Source organism: Phyllobacterium sp. OV277, from assembly GCF_900104355.1.
In the GTDB taxonomy this organism is placed as follows: domain Bacteria; phylum Pseudomonadota; class Alphaproteobacteria; order Rhizobiales; family Rhizobiaceae; genus Phyllobacterium.
In genome coordinates this window covers 60,529-77,018 of the sequence record NZ_FNIY01000005.1, presented here as the reverse complement: position 1 = coordinate 77,018, position 16,490 = coordinate 60,529, and the positions used below count along the sequence as shown (strand labels likewise).

Annotated in this window: 16 protein-coding genes and 1 pseudogene; 8 read left to right on the top strand and 9 right to left on the bottom strand. The window is 53.8% G+C overall.

The features are described from left to right. Positions 1-19 precede the first annotated feature (19 nt). Genes BLU05_RS17260 through BLU05_RS17250 form a run of 3 tightly spaced genes read left to right on the top strand, consistent with a single transcriptional unit; the run spans position 20 to position 3,015 of the window. Entirely contained in the window at positions 20-946 is a 927-nt protein-coding gene (locus BLU05_RS17260; RefSeq protein WP_091882528.1) for a carbohydrate ABC transporter permease, read from the top strand. Beyond that, positions 939-1,790: a carbohydrate ABC transporter permease gene (locus tag BLU05_RS17255; protein ID WP_091882525.1), complete on the top strand. Its 852-nt coding sequence runs from the start codon at positions 939-941 to the stop codon at positions 1,788-1,790. The genes BLU05_RS17260 and BLU05_RS17255 overlap by 8 nt, the downstream gene beginning before the upstream one ends. 28 nt (positions 1,791-1,818) lie before the next feature. After that, a complete protein-coding gene (locus BLU05_RS17250; RefSeq protein ID WP_091882522.1) occupies positions 1,819-3,015 on the top strand; it encodes a glycoside hydrolase family 172 protein in 1,197 nt (398 codons plus the stop codon). A 25-nt stretch (positions 3,016-3,040) separates the two neighbouring features. On the opposite strand, the gene BLU05_RS17245 is transcribed toward BLU05_RS17250, so the two are convergent. Both BLU05_RS17245 and pepT read right to left on the bottom strand, forming a co-directional pair. Next, the gene (locus BLU05_RS17245) at positions 3,041-4,081 is read right to left on the bottom strand and encodes a LacI family DNA-binding transcriptional regulator (RefSeq protein WP_091882519.1); all 1,041 of its coding nucleotides are present in this window, start codon (positions 4,079-4,081) and stop codon (positions 3,041-3,043) included. A gap of 150 nt (positions 4,082-4,231) precedes the next feature. Continuing rightward, complete coding sequence (gene pepT / locus BLU05_RS17240; protein WP_091882517.1) at positions 4,232-5,464, bottom strand: peptidase T; 1,233 nt, start codon at positions 5,462-5,464, stop codon at positions 4,232-4,234. Positions 5,465-5,828: 364 nt separating this feature from the next. On the opposite strand from pepT, the gene BLU05_RS17235 reads away from it, so the two are divergent. After that, entirely contained in the window at positions 5,829-6,218 is a 390-nt protein-coding gene (locus tag BLU05_RS17235; protein WP_175540649.1) for a nuclear transport factor 2 family protein, read from the top strand. A gap of 93 nt (positions 6,219-6,311) precedes the next feature. On the opposite strand, the gene BLU05_RS17230 is transcribed toward BLU05_RS17235, so the two are convergent. The 3 genes from BLU05_RS17230 to BLU05_RS17220 all read right to left on the bottom strand — a co-directional run bounded on the left by BLU05_RS17230 (position 6,312) and on the right by BLU05_RS17220 (position 8,863). Continuing rightward, positions 6,312-7,766, bottom strand: coding sequence for a DHA2 family efflux MFS transporter permease subunit (locus BLU05_RS17230; protein WP_091882511.1), 1,455 nt, complete (start codon positions 7,764-7,766; stop codon positions 6,312-6,314). 208 nt (positions 7,767-7,974) lie between these two features. Beyond that, positions 7,975-8,520 (bottom strand): hypothetical protein, encoded by a 546-nt coding sequence (locus tag BLU05_RS17225; RefSeq protein WP_091882508.1) that lies wholly within the window; start codon positions 8,518-8,520, stop codon positions 7,975-7,977. Between the two features lie 100 nt (positions 8,521-8,620). Then, complete coding sequence (locus tag BLU05_RS17220) at positions 8,621-8,863, bottom strand: YciI family protein (RefSeq protein WP_091882506.1); 243 nt, start codon at positions 8,861-8,863, stop codon at positions 8,621-8,623. 325 nt (positions 8,864-9,188) lie between these two features. Here BLU05_RS17220 and BLU05_RS17215 point away from each other — a divergent pair. Beyond that, positions 9,189-10,304 (top strand): annotated as a pseudogene (locus tag BLU05_RS17215) (branched-chain amino acid ABC transporter substrate-binding protein). 83 nt (positions 10,305-10,387) lie between these two features. Here the strand turns inward: BLU05_RS17215 and BLU05_RS17210 are convergent. Further along, the gene (locus BLU05_RS17210) at positions 10,388-11,533 is read right to left on the bottom strand and encodes a helix-turn-helix transcriptional regulator (RefSeq protein ID WP_091882503.1); all 1,146 of its coding nucleotides are present in this window, start codon (positions 11,531-11,533) and stop codon (positions 10,388-10,390) included. A gap of 375 nt (positions 11,534-11,908) precedes the next feature. On the opposite strand from BLU05_RS17210, the gene BLU05_RS17205 reads away from it, so the two are divergent. Further along, positions 11,909-12,598: a GntR family transcriptional regulator gene (locus BLU05_RS17205; protein ID WP_244518403.1), complete on the top strand. Its 690-nt coding sequence runs from the start codon at positions 11,909-11,911 to the stop codon at positions 12,596-12,598. 252 nt (positions 12,599-12,850) lie between these two features. After that, on the top strand, positions 12,851-13,222 hold the full coding sequence (locus BLU05_RS17200; RefSeq protein WP_091882501.1) for a hypothetical protein: 372 nt from the start codon (positions 12,851-12,853) through the stop codon (positions 13,220-13,222). A 53-nt stretch (positions 13,223-13,275) separates the two neighbouring features. Here BLU05_RS17200 and BLU05_RS17195 read toward each other — a convergent pair whose 3' ends face one another. Beyond that, positions 13,276-13,800 carry a DUF1003 domain-containing protein gene (locus BLU05_RS17195; protein ID WP_091882498.1) on the bottom strand — a complete coding sequence of 175 codons (525 nt, stop codon included), beginning with the start codon at positions 13,798-13,800 and terminating at the stop codon, positions 13,276-13,278. A gap of 138 nt (positions 13,801-13,938) precedes the next feature. After that, positions 13,939-14,853, bottom strand: coding sequence for a LysR family transcriptional regulator (locus BLU05_RS17190; RefSeq protein WP_091882496.1), 915 nt, complete (start codon positions 14,851-14,853; stop codon positions 13,939-13,941). Between the two features lie 87 nt (positions 14,854-14,940). On the opposite strand from BLU05_RS17190, the gene BLU05_RS17185 reads away from it, so the two are divergent. Next, positions 14,941-15,774, top strand: a complete 834-nt coding sequence (locus tag BLU05_RS17185) for an NAD(P)H-dependent oxidoreductase (RefSeq protein ID WP_091882493.1) — start codon at positions 14,941-14,943, stop codon at positions 15,772-15,774. A gap of 18 nt (positions 15,775-15,792) precedes the next feature. On the opposite strand, the gene BLU05_RS17180 is transcribed toward BLU05_RS17185, so the two are convergent. Then, on the bottom strand, positions 15,793-16,470 hold the full coding sequence (locus BLU05_RS17180; RefSeq protein WP_091882490.1) for a DUF2161 domain-containing phosphodiesterase: 678 nt from the start codon (positions 16,468-16,470) through the stop codon (positions 15,793-15,795). Positions 16,471-16,490: the final 20 nt, after the last annotated feature.

Below are 16,490 nucleotides of genomic sequence, written 5' to 3'. Positions count from 1 at the left end.
CAGAAGGGGACCTGTATCGATGAATGACCGGCCTCTCGTTATCAACAGGCGTCGCGGTCTGTCGGCAAAGCATCGCGAGTGGATTGCAGGCTACCTGTTCGTCTTGCCGGATGCGCTGGGTCTTCTCATCTTTCTGGGCTTGCCGATGGTCTTGTCATTTGTCATCGGCTTTTTTGAAGTCGATGGCTTTGGTGCATACACGTTTGCAGGGTTCGGAAACTATGCCCGCATGATCAGGGACCCGTTTTTTTGGTCGGCAGCAAAAGCCACTGCACTTTATGCGCTTATGCTGGTGCCCTCGCTTTATGTCTGTGGGTTGGGTCTGGCCCTACTGATCCAGAAACCCGGGCGTTTCAATGCCGTCATCCGCGCGATGTTCTTTGCCCCGCACATGGTCAGTCTGGTTGTCGTCGCGCTTGTCTGGCAATTTATGGTTGTCGACAAGATTGGTGTGATCAGCCGATTGCTGCCCAAATTCGGATTGCCTGCCATCTCGTTTCTTGGCGATCCCAGTTTTGCCCTTGTGGCGGTTGTGGTCGTCAGTGTCTGGTTCCTGATGGGCTTTTACATGCTCATTTTTCTGGGCGGATTGCAGGATATTCCGGCAGAGTTTTATGAGGCTGCGGAAATAGATGGGGCAGGGTCGATTGCCCGGTTCTGGTACATAACGCTGCCACTTCTCAAGCCGACAAGCTTCTTTGTTCTGCTGGTCTCGATGGTGGCTGCTGTTGCGGGGGCTCAGGCCTTTGACATCATCTATGTGATGACGCGGGGCGGCCCGGCCAATTCCACCTCTGTGCTGATTGTCTATATCTATCAGCAGGCCTTCAGCCTCGGTGCTTTTGGTTATGCCGCAGCCATGGCCTCAACGCTGATCCTGTTGTTGATGCTGTTTACGCTGCTGCTCTTCCTGTTCACGCGCGGAGGACGGTTTGATCATGAGTAGTCCGCATCAAGGTTCAGCCTATTTTGCCCGCTCCCAGATCACCCTTGTTCGTATCATCTGGATGGCCGTCGCAGCGGTTCTGGCACTCATGACGATCTTTCCACTGCTGTGGATGGTGTCGATCGCTTTCAAACCCGCCGCAGAAACGTTCTCATCCAATCTCATTCCCGGCGCACCCACCTTCGACAACTTTATCTATGTGCTGACCGGCGTGCCATTTCTGCGCTTCATGTTCAACAGCCTCTTCGTCTCTGTGGCTGTTACCATCATCGCACTGTTCTTTCACTCCATGGCCGGATATGCACTGGCGCGGCTGCGGTTTCCGGGACGGGAACTGATTTTTCTGACGATTTTCTCGACGTTTCTGGTGTCGCTGCCCGTCATTATCGTTCCGTTGTTCATCATTGTGAAATGGCTCGGTATGCTCAATTCCTATGCGGGGCTGATCATCCCCGCCATTTTCAATGCCTTCGGTATTTTCCTTTTGCGCCAGTATTATCTCTCGATCCCGCGCGAGATGGAGGAGGCAGCGCTGATGGATGGCGCCAGCTATTGGCGGATTTATTGGAATATCATTCTGCCGCTCAGCCGCCCGATCCTGTCAGCTCTGGCAATTCTGTTCTTTCTTGCCAACTGGAACTCATTTCTTTGGCCGCTGACCATCACCTCGGATAGCAAGCTCTGGATGGTGCAGGTCGGCATTGCCAACTTCAAAAGCCAGTACGCCGCGGCCTGGAACTACATGATGGCTGCCTCGACCATCGTCGCCATTCCGACGCTTGCCCTGTTCGTGATTTTCCAACGGCAAATCATCAATTCCATCAAGACCAGTGGCCTGAAATGACCGCGTACCATTCCACAGGAGAACCAGCATGACCGATGCCGCACTTTCACCGCTTCGCGGTCTGGCAAAACTGCGCAAGGCAAAAACCCGCCGGTTCTCGAGTTTTGACCGCACGGGAGGAAATGATGATCGTCTGCATATTGAACCCGGCGAGACAGTGGTGATTGCTGAACATGCCGGGGCCGGTATTGTGACCCACATCTGGGCGACCCTTGCCTGCGAAAGCGAGAGTTTCCTGCGCAAAATCGTCCTGCGTGCCTGGTGGGATGGCGAAGCGGAACCGAGCATCGAAACCCCGATCGGAGATTTTTTCGGTATGGGCCATGCGCAAACCCGCAATTATGCGAGCTTGCCGATGCAGGCCAGTCCCGAGGATGGCAAGGCCTTCAACTGCTATTTTCCGATGCCGTTTGCTTCCCACATGAAGTTCACGATCACCAATGAGGCGGAGCACGATCTCCTGTTCTATTACTATGTCGATCTTGAACTGCACGAGACGCTTGACGAGGATATGGGACGTTTCCATGCCCAGTACCGGCAGGACCGGCCGCATGCCCCTGATGAAGAAGGGCGCACGAACGAGCAGGTTTTATTCGGCAGCGAGAATGTCGATGGCAAGGAGAATTACACCATCCTGAATGCAGCAGGGCACGGTCACTATGTCGGTGTTCTCTTCAGCGTTTATTCACGCAGGCGGTCCGCCGTCTGGGACTGGTACGGCGAGGGTGATGACATGATCTTCATCGATGGCGAACCCGGTATCTCGGTTCCCGATACGATCCGCAAACCTGATCCGCGTATTGGTCCCCAAGCGGAGCTGATTGCAGATCGCGCTGAATCTGTGCCGGGCGCGAATGATGCCTGGCCGCCGACCCTGCATGGAACTGGTACCGAGGACTATTTCAATACGGCGTGGTGCCCGACCCAAACCTATAGCGGTCCTTATCATGGCATCATTGCTGCGGGCGGTCCCAATTGGACAGAGCCGGTCACGCTCTATCGCTGGCATATTGAAGACCCGGTTATCTTCCACAAAAACATCCGCGTTACGATTGAACATGGTCATGCCAATGGCCGTTCGGATGACATTTCTTCGGTGGCTTTCTGGTATCAATCGGAACCGCACCAAAGCTTTGACAAACTGCCGGAGGTTGCTGAACGCGTGCCAACATTTCGGTCGCCATACCGGAATTGGTCTGCCGTGGTGAACAAGACAAGAAGCTGATCACGCAGCCCTTACCGGCATTCGGCTATTCGTCTGCTTGAACACCCGCATCATTGGCGGCCAGCCGTTGCGACCGGCGGTGGCTGGCGCGGGGCAGAAATTCCACCGGATGGATTTCCTGCAGGGCTTCCGGCGCTTCTCCGTCAATGGCCCGTAGCAACAGGGAGGCTATGCGAACGCCGATATCGTCGCCCGTCACACGCATGGTGGAGAGCGGCGGATCGGTAAACGCACTCATCGGCAAATCATCATGGCCGATAATGCTGACAGTGTTTCCGGAAGCGATTTCACGCAAGGCACGTAAGGTGCCAACGGCCATCTCATCGGTCGCACAAAGGATAGCTGTTGGTTTGACTGAACCGCTCATCAGGGTTTTTGCGGCGGCATAACCGCCTTGCTCGGTTGGATCACCCTCTGCCAGAAGCGCCGATGACAATCCGGTCTGGCCAAGGGCAGCTTCCCAACCCATGCGGCGGTGGTGGGCAAACGAAAATGCCTGTGGCCCTGCAACATGCCCGATATGAATATGGCCATCGGCGATGAACCGCAGTGTCGCATCGCGGAAGCCAGCAAAGCCGTCGCCATCAAGGAAAGCGTGGGGTTTGGCAGATTCTGTCCGGCCAAGCGTAACAAACGGGATACCGCGCGACTGAAGCAATTCCACCCGTTCGTCATTGCGTTTGGTGCGCACCAGCAGCATGGCGTCGACACGCTGGCCATCGACAAAGCGCTGGCACATTTCCAGCTCGCTTTGGCCGCGCGGGACAGGAGCAATGACAAGATTAAGGCCGGATAGCGCCAGATGTTCTGCACATGCCGAAAGGATATCGAGGAAATGCGGTGGTCCGATATGACCGGGAGCTGTTGGGAGCGTAACGGCGACAAGTTCGGCGCGCTGACGGCGCAAACGGCGGGCGGCTACGTTGGGCTGGTATCCCGTCTTGGCCGCGGCTTCCAGAACCCGCGCCTTCGTTTTTGCCGATACGTCCGAATAGCCGTCCAGAGCCCGAGAAACCGTGGTAATGGATAAACCAAGCGATTGCGCCAGTTGTTTAAGATTGGACATGCTCCCTCCCGGAAACGCTCATTTTATAGTTTTCCGAAACGTTTTGGAAGTCAACTACCAAAGCCATGCTAGCAATTTCAGGGGAACGGATGGGAGTCGCAGGTCTTCCGCAATCACTCAATACTGCGGAAAACCTGCGAAAAAGGGTAATCAGGCGCGCTCTTCCCAGATCTTCGCCACCTCGACGAGTGTCTTGACGGCTCTTTCCATATCCTGCCTGCTGACCCATTCGAGTGGTGAGTGAAAGGCATGGCCGCCAGCAAAGATGTTGGGGCAGGGCAAACCCATGAAGGACAGCCGGGAGCCGTCTGTGCCGCCCCGGATACTGCCGCGCACCGGTTCCATTCCTGCACGGCGTACCGCTTCAAGTGCGTTCTCGACTATCTCCGGATGCTGGTCGAGAATGACTTTCATATTGCGATATTGCTGCGTGACCTTGAACGTGTAGGAAGACCCGGGATATTCAGCAATGACCTCTTTCACGATCGCCTCAACCAGGGCTTCCTTGGTGGCAAGCCCATCATCATTGAAATCCCTGATGATGAAACTGAGAGCGGCCTTTTCCATCGAACCGGTCACACCGGTCGGGTGAATAAAACCGTCTCTGCCGGATGTCGCCTCTGGTGCAATATCTTTAGGCAAGCGATTGATGATCGCACCAGCAATCTTGATCGCGTTCTCCATTTTATCCTTGGCAAAGCCGGGGTGGATGGCAACACCTTGAATGGTGACGTCTACACCGTCGGCCGAGAATGTCTCGTCTTCAATATGCCCGGCGGTTTCACCATCGACCGTATAGGCGAACTGTGCGCCAAGCTTTTCAAGGTCGACTTTATCCGCACCGCGCCCGACTTCTTCATCGGGCGTGAAGAGCAGCTTGATGGTCCCGTGTTTGATATCAGGATTATCAATCAGGAATTGGGCCATGCTCATGATCTCGGCAAGTCCTGCCTTATCGTCGGCACCAAGCAGCGTTGTCCCATCGGTAGTAATAATGTCATTGCCGATCTGATCATGCAGCACCGGATTGTTTGCGACACGAATAACCTGTTGCGGATCGCCTGAAAGCTGAATGTCGCCGCCAGCGTAATTGCGCAGGATTTGCGGTTTGACATTTGTGCCAGTGAAATCAGGCGCAGTGTCCATATGCGAGCAGAAGCAAATGACCGGCACCGGCTTGTCAACGTTCGAGGGAATCGTCGCGTAGACGTAGCCATGCTCGTCAAGATGCGCATCGGACAAGCCGATTGCCAGCAATTCATCGACCAGAAGCCGTCCCAGATTCTTCTGTTTTTCAGTGGTGGGCTGCGCGGATGACTTGGGGTCCGATTGAGTATCGATAATCACATAGCGGAGGAAGCGATCAAGGACAGTGTCAGTCATAGGCAGATCCAATCTTTGCACGAGAATGATGCGCTGATGTAGCGTCTATCGCCGTCGCCGTGAATAGATTTTCATTCGTTGGCGGGTTTTCCACCGGGCAATATATAGCCGAATTGCGCGTGGCATCTCCCGGCTCTGCACGGAATGTCGCAACGGAGTTTATTCCAGAGAGTTTTTATGGTTAATGCCTTGTTCAGGTATGGCAGGTTAGCTTTTATGGACTGGCCTCCGCCGAGGCCTGCTAAAGGTCGGGTCCACTTTGGTATTGAGTATCGGGTGAACAGGACTATAGATTTTACTTTTACGGTTCAGTCCATAGCCTCCATGGCACGGGCCGATGCGGTATATGGGAGGGGATAACACGATGACCATCGCATCTGACACTATTGATGAAGCTGTTATTGAACAATGCGAGGAACGTCTGCGGCTTGCCATGCTTGCTGGCGATGTCGAGGCGTTGAACACGCTGCTGGCTGACGATCTTATTTTCATTGATCATCAGGGTCGCCGTGCCAGCAAGGCAGACGATCTTCAAGTCTACCGCAGTGGTGTTCTGGAACTTGTACAGATCGAGATTCTTGACCGTATCATCAAGCCGCTCGACAATGCGGCACTGGTTTCATTGAGAGCGCGGGTCGCCGGAGCCTATTACGGTGAAAAGTTCTCGGAGAAATTGGCCTATACGCGCGTCTGGAGCCGCACAGCGGGCGCTTGGACCATCATTGCAGCCCATTGCTCTCGTATAACCATGTGACAAGCCAGACGGATTGCCGTTGTGGCTCTTCAAAAAATAAGCCCACGATATTTAAATCGTGGGCTTGTTCGTCTCATGACAATCAACGGTTGGTTATGCCGCAGGCTTCTTGACGAAGAAGGATGCCAGAACCGCGCCAAGCGAAATGATCGCTCCGCAAAGAAACGCCGTTTTGATGCCGCCGGTTGTTGCGGCGAGGATATCGCCCCCGCCAGCGCTGACACTCGCCGCACGCAAAGTCATGATGGCAACAAACAGTGCTGTACCAGCGGCACCGGCAACCTGTTGGGTGGTGCCGATCATGGCACTCCCATGGGAATAAAGTCTGGGTGGCAGTGATCCCAGGCTGACGGTGAACAATGGTGTAAACATCAAAGCAAGACCAATGCTCAACACGATATGCGCGATTAGCAACATCCAGTACGGCGTATCCTGCTGCACGAAGATCAGTCCCCACATTACCAGGCTGAGCAGAATTGCACCCGGAATAACCAATGGCTTTGGACCGTATTTATCAAACAGGCTCCCGACCTTTGGCGCACAAAGACCCATGATCAACCCACCCGGCAACAAGAGAAGCCCGGTTTGCAGAGTGGTAAGCCCCAGTACATTTTGCAGATAGATCGGCAGAAGAATGAAGACGCCAAACATCGACATCATCAAGATGGCCATCATGACCACCGCGATCGTGAATGTTGTTGTGGTCAGCGTGCGCAGGTCAAGAAGTGCCCGATCCTGCTTTTGCAGCTGCAGCTGACGCAAAACAAAAATTGCGATCACGGCGGCACCGATCAGGAGCGGAATCCACGGCGAGACGACCGGAGGATGAAGCGCAGCTTCACCCAGTCCACTGAGACCATAGACAAAACTGCCAAAGCCGATGGCAGAGAGGAATATGGAGAGGACATCGATTGGTGCCGTCGTGGGTACTGTAACGTTCTTTATCCGTGACGCACCCAGTGCCAGCGCGCCAAGTGCGATGGGCAGCACCAGAAGGAACAGCCAACGCCAGTCGAGTGCTGACAGGATCAAACCTGAGATTGTCGGCCCGATTGCCGGTGCAACCGAGATGACAATCGAGATGTTTCCCATGGTTTTGCCGCGCGTCTCCGGCGGTACAAGGTTCATCACCGTTGTCATAAGCAGCGGCATCATGATCGCTGTGCCTGATGCTTGAACAATACGCCCGACGACAAGCTCGGCGAAACCCGGCGCAAGCGCTGAAATCAGCGTGCCGGCACTGAACAAGGACATGGCAAGAATGAACACAGGACGTGTATTGAGGCGTTGCAGCAGATAGCCGGTAACAGGGATGACAACAGCCATTGTGAGCATGAAAGCTGTCGTGAGCCATTGGGCGGCGCTGGCGGTAATGCCAAGGTCGGACATCAGGTGTGGTAGTGCGACACCCATGATCGTTTCGTTGAGAATAACGACAAACGCCGATACTAAAAGTAGAGCGATGACGAGCTTGTTACGCGCACTATGATCTTCCACAGCAGGTGTATCCGACGATGTGCCGGAATAAGTCGAGGATTCATCTGTCATGATCTTGCCTTAGCTGGAATTTGAACAGGGATAGTTTCAATAGCCGAAATCGCCAAGCGACGGATATATTTCCCCAATGATGAATTGTCATATGTGATTATGACAGATGTGATGAACTATTATAACATCGTCACATGAAAAGGGAGTGGGCATGCTGACACATGCTGCCACCCCATATCCTGGATAAGATGGAAGGAAGCTGCGCTAACTAGCGTAGACAACCGACCAGGGCGGCGATGCCAGCCCCGGCTTGTGGACCCAGATTGACGCCTGCCATGACAAGGACCGCCGGTGCGTTCCGGATGGCATCTTCCCCTAAAAATCCCGCCAACGGATTAACAATGCTATTGATCATAGGCAGCGCTTCCATACCCAGTATCATCATCGTTCCGCCGATGCCTACCCCCAACCCGAATCCAGCATCAAAATAAAGAGTACCGCCCTTAATGTCGGACTCTGCCAATTCGCTACCTCTGAACGCATCTGTCATGTAGATTTTTCCGCCACTCGGAAAGGCTTTTATCGATCCAGCTCCTGCGACCGCAGTTTTTTTAATCAACAATGGCGGCACCCTGTGCTTGCCAAATCTGGCTCCCACGCCGATGCCAGCACCCAGACCACCATACCAAAAGTCTTTTTGTGTTCCTGAGGGATCGTTCAGGACGACAGTCCCGCCCGAGATAGCCAATTCGGCTATACCGATGCCGCCAGTAGCACCTGTTTCATAACTCCAGCCACTTGGTCTCAAGAACATGAATTTATCCCTTTCGCATGACAGCCGTTAGAACCGCCTATTCAAACCCCGGCAAACCACTCTTTCAGACTTGACTGACTTATGGCCGGGTTGAACTCCATTATCTTGTTGAGCGCATCATCTTTGCTTTGGTGAATTGCTCATCGGAAAGAAACTGTTCCAGCTCGGGCAGGGTCTTTGCCCGCGCTACTAAAATGCCGCCGCGAGCTGCAATATCGGGACCAGAGAATAGCAAAAAGCCATCATCATGCCCTTTCTGCAGAAACTCGATATGTTGCGGGAGCAAAGAAAAAAGCTCTTCAGAGGCGATGAGGTGTTCACCTTCGACCAGAAAATGCCTCATGTTCGAACCTCTTTGCTAGAGCCTGAGCTTGATCTCAAACAATGCCAAGCTAACGTTTTAGGTAAATCAAAGATTCTGAACAGTTGTCATATGACAATGCTGAAAAAAATTACCGTATCGGAACGGGACCCTTGTGGTTGAGTCTATCCTATAGGCCAAGCCGAATAATCATATGGATGGCATATGCCAACTGTTCAGAACTCGCCGCAATCGTAAAAAGTTAGCCATTCTCGCTGCGCCGTCGAAAGAGCGCGGATGACGAAATGGTTGCCGGGCAAAACCTTGCCAGATCAGCCAATTATTAACATTGAATCTGGAGTTCAAGATGAAGACGTCATTACTGTCGGGTGTTGCGGTCGCCGCAATGTTGGTGTTGGGCGGAACGGCATATGCGGATCTTTTGGTCGGTATCGGTGCTCCTCTGACTGGTCCAAATGCTGCTGTCGGTGCGCAGATCCAAAAAGGGGCCGAAGCCGCTATTGCCGAGATCAATGCTGCTGGAGGCATCAACGGCGAAAAGGTCAAGCTTGTGCTCGGCGATGATGTTTCCGATGCAAAACAGGGTGTCTCGGTAGCCAACAAGTTTGTTGCTGACGGCGTCAAGTATGTGATTGGCCACTATAATTCCGGTGTTTCCATTCCGGCATCCGAAGTCTAGGCGGAAAATGGCATTGTTGAAATCACGCCCGGCGCAACCAACCCTGTGTTCACCGAGCGCGGCCTTTGGAACACATTCCGCACCTGCGGGCGTGATGATCAGCAGGGTGGTATCGCTGGCGAATATATTGCCAAGCATTTCAAGAATTCGAAAATTGCTGTTATCCACGACAAGACGCCCTATGGTCAGGGGCTTGCCGATGAAACCCGGAAGATGCTGGAAGGCAAAGGGATCAAGACAACCCTTTATGAAGGTGTGAATGTTGGCGACAAGGATTTTTCTGCGCTTATCTCCAAAGCCAAACAGGCGGGGGTCAGTGTCCTTTACTGGGGTGGGCTGCATACGGAAGGCGGTTTGATCATTCGCCAATTGGCTGATCAGGGCCTGAAGGTTACGTTTATATCAGGTGATGGCATTGCAAACACCGAACTGGCTGCGATTGCGGGCGATGCGGTGGCGGGAACACTGAACACATTCGGCCCTGATCCGCGCACCAATCCTGCCAATAAGAAGATTGTCGAAAAGTTCCGTACCTCTGGCTTTGAACCTGAAGCCTATACCCTGTATTCTTATGCGGCGGCTCAGGTTCTTGCTGCAGCCGCAACAACTGCCAAGTCCAATGATCCAGAAGCTGTTGCCAAGACCCTGAAGACCAAAGGACCGTTCAAGTCGGTTTTGGGAGAGATTGCCTTTGATGACAAGGGTGATCCAAAGCTGCCGGGTTACATCATGTATGAATGGAAAAAGAACAAGGACGGGGCTTACACCTACGTTCCACAATAAGCGGCGATCTTCCCAAGCGACGCGAGGTGATGCCCGGTCGATTGACCGGGCATCTTTTTTCCGCAAGCCGTTAAATTCCTGTTCTAATGCCCATTCTTCAGCAGGACGGGCGCAGCATTCTTGAGCAAGGCCACCAGCTGACTTTGCTGATGGGTGCCGGTCTTGTGGAACAGGCGCTCGAGATAAGCGCGAGCCGTACTGTTCTTCAGGCCTGTTTCTATCGCGGCGTCCTTCAGGGAAAAGCCGCTGGCGAGCAGCGCAGCCAATCGGGATTCCGACGGTGTCAGTTTAAAGATTGCCCTGATCTGCTCATCGAAACCATCAGGATTACCCATGTCGATCTTCTTGATGATGACAATGGCGCAGCGACCGCTCGTCAATCCGGCAAAGGGTGAATCAAACACGGGTGCAATTTCCAGCACATAATCGGCCACCTGCCCGGCATCCGTGGAGGATTCAATAATGACACGGCCACCTGAGCCGACCACGCCGTTCATGTGAAGGCCACATGCTTCAGCAACCAGCTTTTTCAACTGACGCAATGACTGGGATTGGACCGTCAGAAAGCCATTACGCCGCGTCAGCTCAGCATGGCCCGTATCAAGCAGCACTCCGGCCGGGTCATTCATTTCGAGAATACGCAGATCCGCATCCACCACCACCGCGCCAAAGGGCAGGCGGGAGAAGGTTGCCGTCAAGGCATTGGCAAGCCGCATCTGTTCGTTGATCTGGCTTGCCCGTTCGAAGTGTGGAGTAAGAAGCGCAAAAAGTTCGGCTTCGCTGTTTTCGAAAGATGGCTGGTTGGGGCCACGCCTGATGTCGACGAATGTAAGGCCCGTCGCCGTGTGGTTAAGTTTGCAGCATAAGCCATCATACATATCCTGCGGCTTCATCCATTCGTTCCAGAAGGTGCTGCGCCGGAACGTATCCACATCGAAAAGATTTCTGTCGGCGACGATGCGATGCAATGGTCCTGCCGATAGCGAGGTCACGTAGGGATTTGTCTGGGTGTGTTCTTCGACGTATTTGCGAAAGTATCCCTCATCTTGATCGGTATTGAACGACCAGGTTGCTGTTCCGTTGTTGGCGTGATTGGTGAGGCATACGGCCGAACTGTTGAGCAGTTGGCGTGTTGACTGAATGGCTGGCGTCCATTGCGTTGGATCGAAGGCGGCCAGATAAATCTGGCCAATCAGCCCAGTAATCTGCGCTAGGGATGTTTCAATCATTCTCAATTCCTTCTGATCCCGACCGCACGCTGCGTCATGAATTTCGCAAATGCTGGAAGCTACGAATTCGCTGAACAGGGCGGCGAATGGTCAAATCTATTGTGAATATGGATACCGAGATTCTCGATCCGCCCAGTCCTCGCGATCTTTTCGGGTCGCGATGGTTTGAACGAGCGAGGTGACATGCTTGAACCTTTTAAGTCTGCGAAATCAGCATTGATGGAGATGAAACTTGAATGGCCCGGAGGGACAAGGCCGTCTGGAGTTCCGTCATTTTCTGTACCGGCTTAATTTGGGATACTCGTATACAAGTTCGTGAGTTGACATTCAATAGCCCTCTCAGGCATGTCCAGATGAAAAGTATAAGGGGGTGAAATGAGTCCGTTGGACAAGCTGTTCGGCAGTGAGATGAAGAAGCCGCAGACGGCGGCAGACCAAGTTGCCAACACTTTGCGCGAAGCTATCGTCAAAGGTACGATTTCATCAGGTGCGGCTCTGCGGCAGGACGATCTGGCATCACGATTTGGTGTCAGCCGTATGCCTGTTCGTGATGCATTGCGATTGCTGGAGGCGGAGGGATTGGTTTCCATTCATCCGACTCGTGGTGCTTTCGTCGCGCAGATGGATGCGGTGGAAATAAGCGAGATTTTTACGGTGCGGGAGTTGCTTGAAAGCGCAGCATTGCGTCTGGCCTTTCCCTTTTTGACCACAGAGATTTTGGATCAAGCGGAGCGCATACAGGACCAGATTGACGAAGAGCCCAGTATCAGCCTTTGGGGCACGTTGAATCTGGCGTTTCACATGACGCTGTACAATCCATGCCACAACACACGGCTGCTGTCGCTTATTGAAGCCCAGCATGGTGCCGCTGACCGCTATGTTCGCATCTTCATGTCAAATATCGATTTTCGAAGTATTTCGAACACTGGACATAGGGGAATTATAACGGCGTGCCGTCAGGGCGATGAATTGCTCGCAGTACAGAAATTGACGGAACACCTTCAGGACGGGCGCCACAAACTCATTGGTTCCGTCAAGAACCTGTCAGAAGCGGCGGCCCGATGACGGCGAGTTTCAAATCTCTCTCCGTTTGATCTCCGATACCGCGATCCAAGCAAACAGGCTTATTTGCCGCGCAACTGGCTGGCAAATGACAACTGTTCACACCCCGACTCTCTCGGGCAAAGACAGCACATATGACGAAGAGGCGCATCATATTTCCTGAGGGAAGAGGGATGCATTGCCTCGGTCAACAAAACAGGCTCGCCACCCGCGATATCATTGTCGCGGTGCGGCAGCACAACAAGAGAGCGCATCATGCCACGGATTTCACACCTCTATTTCAAGACCGCAACGATCCTCTTTCTGGCTGGCATCATCATGGGCCTGCATATGGGCATATCGGGTGATCATAGCGCCTATCCGGCCCATGCTCATCTCAACCTGCTTGGCTGGGTCAGTTGCGCCATATTCGGGAGTTATTTTGCGCTCAATCCGGCAAAGGCAGGTGGCAGACTGCCGATAATACAATTTGCCATCTACACGATTGGCGTTGTTGTCATGATTGTCGGACTCTATTTGATGGCGCTGGGTAACCCTGCAATGGACGCGTTGGTTGGCATCGGGTCATTCATCGTGCTTGCCGGGGTTCTGCTTTTCACGGCAATCGTATTTTCCCGGGACGCGTGACCCCGCAGTGCAGCCATGCTTGCATGGCTGCACGCATCCTGTTCGTGCTATAGCTATTTACCGGCTCTTTGATCGCAGAGACGCCGGACTTCCTCTATAAGAGACAGCACTTCCTTTTCTCTTAGAAAATCGATCTTCTGGTGCAGAAGCTCCATCTTCTCGTGCAGCAATTCGATCTCAAGTTCAGCTTTGATATTGATCTTGTAATCGTTTTCCGCATCTCTCCGATCTATATCCTGTTGGCGGTTCTGGCTCATCATGATGAACGGCGCCGCATAGGCTGCCTGAAAGGAAAGGGCGAGGTTGAGGAGAATGAACGGGTAGGGGTCCCACCGCTGTACATAGGCGGTGACGTTCAACACAACCCAGACAAACAATATTACCGTCTGAATGATGATGAAGGGCCAGGACCCCATGGTTGCGGCAACCTGATCGGCTATCCTCTGACCCGGAGTTAGATTGGGTGCCAGTTTGGCAGGCTTGAGATCGCGGTTTTTTCGCCGGTGTATTCTCAAGTGACTCAAGAGCTTTCGATCGCTGTCGCCGAGGGCTCGTTTTTCCGGTTCGGTTTCTGTCATTACATCACACCTCTTAGACCGTCCTGACGGAGCGGATCAAATAATCTTGCTGCAATGGGATTTAGCACAAAGGGATAAAGTTTAACTAAAGCGTGAAGGGCGGTAAGACGCGGGACCAGTTTGCCTTGCGCGCCGTTATCACGCGGGGCCGGGATCACCGGTCGCAATTGCCGCGATCTTCTCCCGCAGCCAGCGTTGCACGGGATGCGTCGTCGTCCTGTCGTGCCAGACCATCGCTATATTGAAGCCCGGAACGATCAGGGGCGGCTCCAATATTTGCAGCCGCTGCGAGCGATCCCGCGCTATTCGGTAGGGAACCAGCGCGATCATATCCGACCGCTCAATCAGTTCCGGCACCATAAGAAACCCCGGCGTGGACAGGACAACACGCCGGTTGCGCCCGACAGCTTCAAGTGCCTCATCCGTCGGTCCGGTGAAGCCGCCGCCCTGCGGCGAGACAATGACATGATCAAGTGCGCAAAAAATATCCAGATCGATGCTTCCCCGCACGATTGGATGGTCAGTGCGGACAATGGCAACATAGCGTTCGCGATAGAGTTTTCTCATGCGTAGCTGTTCCGGCGCGAAATCGGGCGTGATGAGCGCCAGATCAACTTCGCCGCGTTCCATCGGCGGTATAAGTTGCGACGCTTCAATGGATCGCCAGGCGATCCTCACTCCCGGCGCTTCCGTGCGTAATGCGTCGGCAAGAAGCATCAATATGGAATATTGCACGTAATCGCTGGCGACGATGGATATCGTGGCGACGGCGGTAGATGGTTCAAACGAAGCGCCTTCCGCAACAACCCGCCGAACACTTTCCAGTGCCTCATGCAATGGCGTCTGCAACTCCAGCGCACGCTGGGTCGGCACCATGCCGCGCTGAACCGGTAATAACAGCTGGTCCCCCAGAATATCCCGCAACCGGGCAAGTCGCGCCGATAGAGCCGGTTGGCTGAGGTTCAGCCGCTTGGCTGCACGGGTGACGTTCCGCTCGGCAAGCAGCGTATCCAGAGTAACGAGCAGGTTCAGGTCGAGGCGGTTGATATCCATGTAAATTATACCAGCACATTAAAACTTCGATTTCAAGAATGGCAGAGTCTGGGCCACATAAAGTTCATTGAAATCAGGAGTAAGCCAATGAGCAATGTTCTAATTATTCACGCGCATCCCGAACCGAAATCGCTGACCAGCGCTCTGAAAGATCTGGCTGTCGAAACCCTCATCGCACAGGGGCACGAAGTGCAGGTCTCCGATCTCTATGCCATGGGCTGGAAGGCTATCGCGGACCGGCAGGATTTTCTTGAGGAGGCCAAGCCTGATCGCCTGAACTATATCGCGGAGTCTCGCCATGCTCTTGCATCAGGCACCCAGTCTCCTGACATCGCTGCCGAGCAGCAAAAGCTGTTATGGGCGGACGCCGTGCTGTTCAGTTTCCCGCTATGGTGGTTTGGTATGCCCGCCATTTTGAAAGGCTGGGTTGATCGGGTTTTCGCTTATGGCTTCGCCTATGGCATCGGCGCACATGGTGGTGAACGGTGGGGAGATCGTTACGGCGAAGGCACTCTTAGCGGGCGACGGGCCATGCTTGCCGTCACGATTGGGGGCCGGGAACCGCACTATAGCGAGCGCGGTGTAAACGGACGGATTGAGGATATTCTCTGGCCTATCCAGCACGGAATGCTTTTCTATCCGGGTATGGACGTGCTGCCGCCCTTTACAATTTACCAGAGCAACAGGCTCTCCGAAGCCGATTGGCCAGTGATAGCCGAAGCATATAAGCTCCGCATTGCGAACCTGTTCAACGAGCAACCTATCCCGTTCCGCACCCAGAATGGTGGGCATTATGATGGTCAGCAGGTTCTGAAACCGGGATTGGGCGCGGGAACAAGTGGTGCGAACATCCACCTGGTGCAGCCGGGAGATCCCGAGCAGGTTCTCGACAGCACCGTGCCGGAACTAGAACAGGCATAAGCCTATAGTAAGTTCGTACTATTCGGGCAGATTGACTTCGCTCACCGGTCGCGGCGGCCAACGTTTGAGAGCTTCGATACCCAGCTCTGTCAATGCGTAAACGCCGCGATCGACGCGCTCGAACCAGCCGTAAACATTCGTCAGCAGAATCTTTGCCGCATCGGGCGCCGTGTCACGCAAATCGCGTGGGCGCAGTTGACCTTGCTGCAAAGCCTGAGCGCAGGCGAGGGCGCGCTGACGATAGGCCGTCATAATGGGTTTGCGCGTTCCGCCGCCTAACGTCGGATCTCCCTTGCGTCGCTGATGTTCCCTGACAAGACGTGATCGTTTACGCGCATTCTTTCGAGGCATCGGCGCTTCGGGGCTCACAATGACGCTGACGACGTCGTTATCGGCAACGCCAAGCATGCCAAAGCCGAGGCGGCGGCAGAGGTTACGAAAACGGCGATCACTTTCGCGTCCTTTCCCCTTGGCTGAAACCCGAGCTGCAATCCAGACTTCATCGCTTGCCGTGGCGCGGTCGACAGCCTGTAAAATAAGTTCAAGATTGAAACTGAGTTTTAGTTCGCAAATGACAACGAGCGGCGGCTCGCCGTCGGAAAGGGCAACGATGTCACAGCCAACGATCTCGCCCTTTACGTCATAGCCTGCTTCTTCGAGGAAGCCTTTGATGGGAAGGTAAAGCGCCGTTTCCAAATCATGTCCTTTGTCTTGGT

What these genes read in the sequence shown, in the direction of transcription:
- BLU05_RS17220 (WP_091882506.1), bottom strand. Translation starts at nt 8,863, where the DNA reads ATGAGGCATTTTCTGGTCGAAGGTGAACACCTCATCGCCTCTGAAGAG.
- BLU05_RS17195 (WP_091882498.1), bottom strand. Translation starts at nt 13,800, where the DNA reads ATGACAGAAACCGAACCGGAAAAACGAGCCCTCGGCGACAGCGATCGA.
- BLU05_RS17210 (WP_091882503.1), bottom strand. Translation starts at nt 11,533, where the DNA reads ATGATTGAAACATCCCTAGCGCAGATTACTGGGCTGATTGGCCAGATT.
- BLU05_RS17260 (WP_091882528.1), top strand. Translation starts at nt 20, where the DNA reads ATGAATGACCGGCCTCTCGTTATCAACAGGCGTCGCGGTCTGTCGGCA.
- BLU05_RS17230 (WP_091882511.1), bottom strand. Translation starts at nt 7,766, where the DNA reads ATGACAGATGAATCCTCGACTTATTCCGGCACATCGTCGGATACACCT.
- BLU05_RS17245 (WP_091882519.1), bottom strand. Translation starts at nt 4,081, where the DNA reads ATGTCCAATCTTAAACAACTGGCGCAATCGCTTGGTTTATCCATTACC.
- BLU05_RS17250 (WP_091882522.1), top strand. Translation starts at nt 1,819, where the DNA reads ATGACCGATGCCGCACTTTCACCGCTTCGCGGTCTGGCAAAACTGCGC.
- BLU05_RS17185 (WP_091882493.1), top strand. Translation starts at nt 14,941, where the DNA reads ATGAGCAATGTTCTAATTATTCACGCGCATCCCGAACCGAAATCGCTG.
- BLU05_RS17190 (WP_091882496.1), bottom strand. Translation starts at nt 14,853, where the DNA reads ATGGATATCAACCGCCTCGACCTGAACCTGCTCGTTACTCTGGATACG.
- BLU05_RS17200 (WP_091882501.1), top strand. Translation starts at nt 12,851, where the DNA reads ATGCCACGGATTTCACACCTCTATTTCAAGACCGCAACGATCCTCTTT.
- BLU05_RS17255 (WP_091882525.1), top strand. Translation starts at nt 939, where the DNA reads ATGAGTAGTCCGCATCAAGGTTCAGCCTATTTTGCCCGCTCCCAGATC.
- BLU05_RS17235 (WP_175540649.1), top strand. Translation starts at nt 5,829, where the DNA reads ATGACCATCGCATCTGACACTATTGATGAAGCTGTTATTGAACAATGC.
- BLU05_RS17225 (WP_091882508.1), bottom strand. Translation starts at nt 8,520, where the DNA reads ATGTTCTTGAGACCAAGTGGCTGGAGTTATGAAACAGGTGCTACTGGC.
- pepT (WP_091882517.1), bottom strand. Translation starts at nt 5,464, where the DNA reads ATGACTGACACTGTCCTTGATCGCTTCCTCCGCTATGTGATTATCGAT.
- BLU05_RS17205 (WP_244518403.1), top strand. Translation starts at nt 11,909, where the DNA reads ATGAGTCCGTTGGACAAGCTGTTCGGCAGTGAGATGAAGAAGCCGCAG.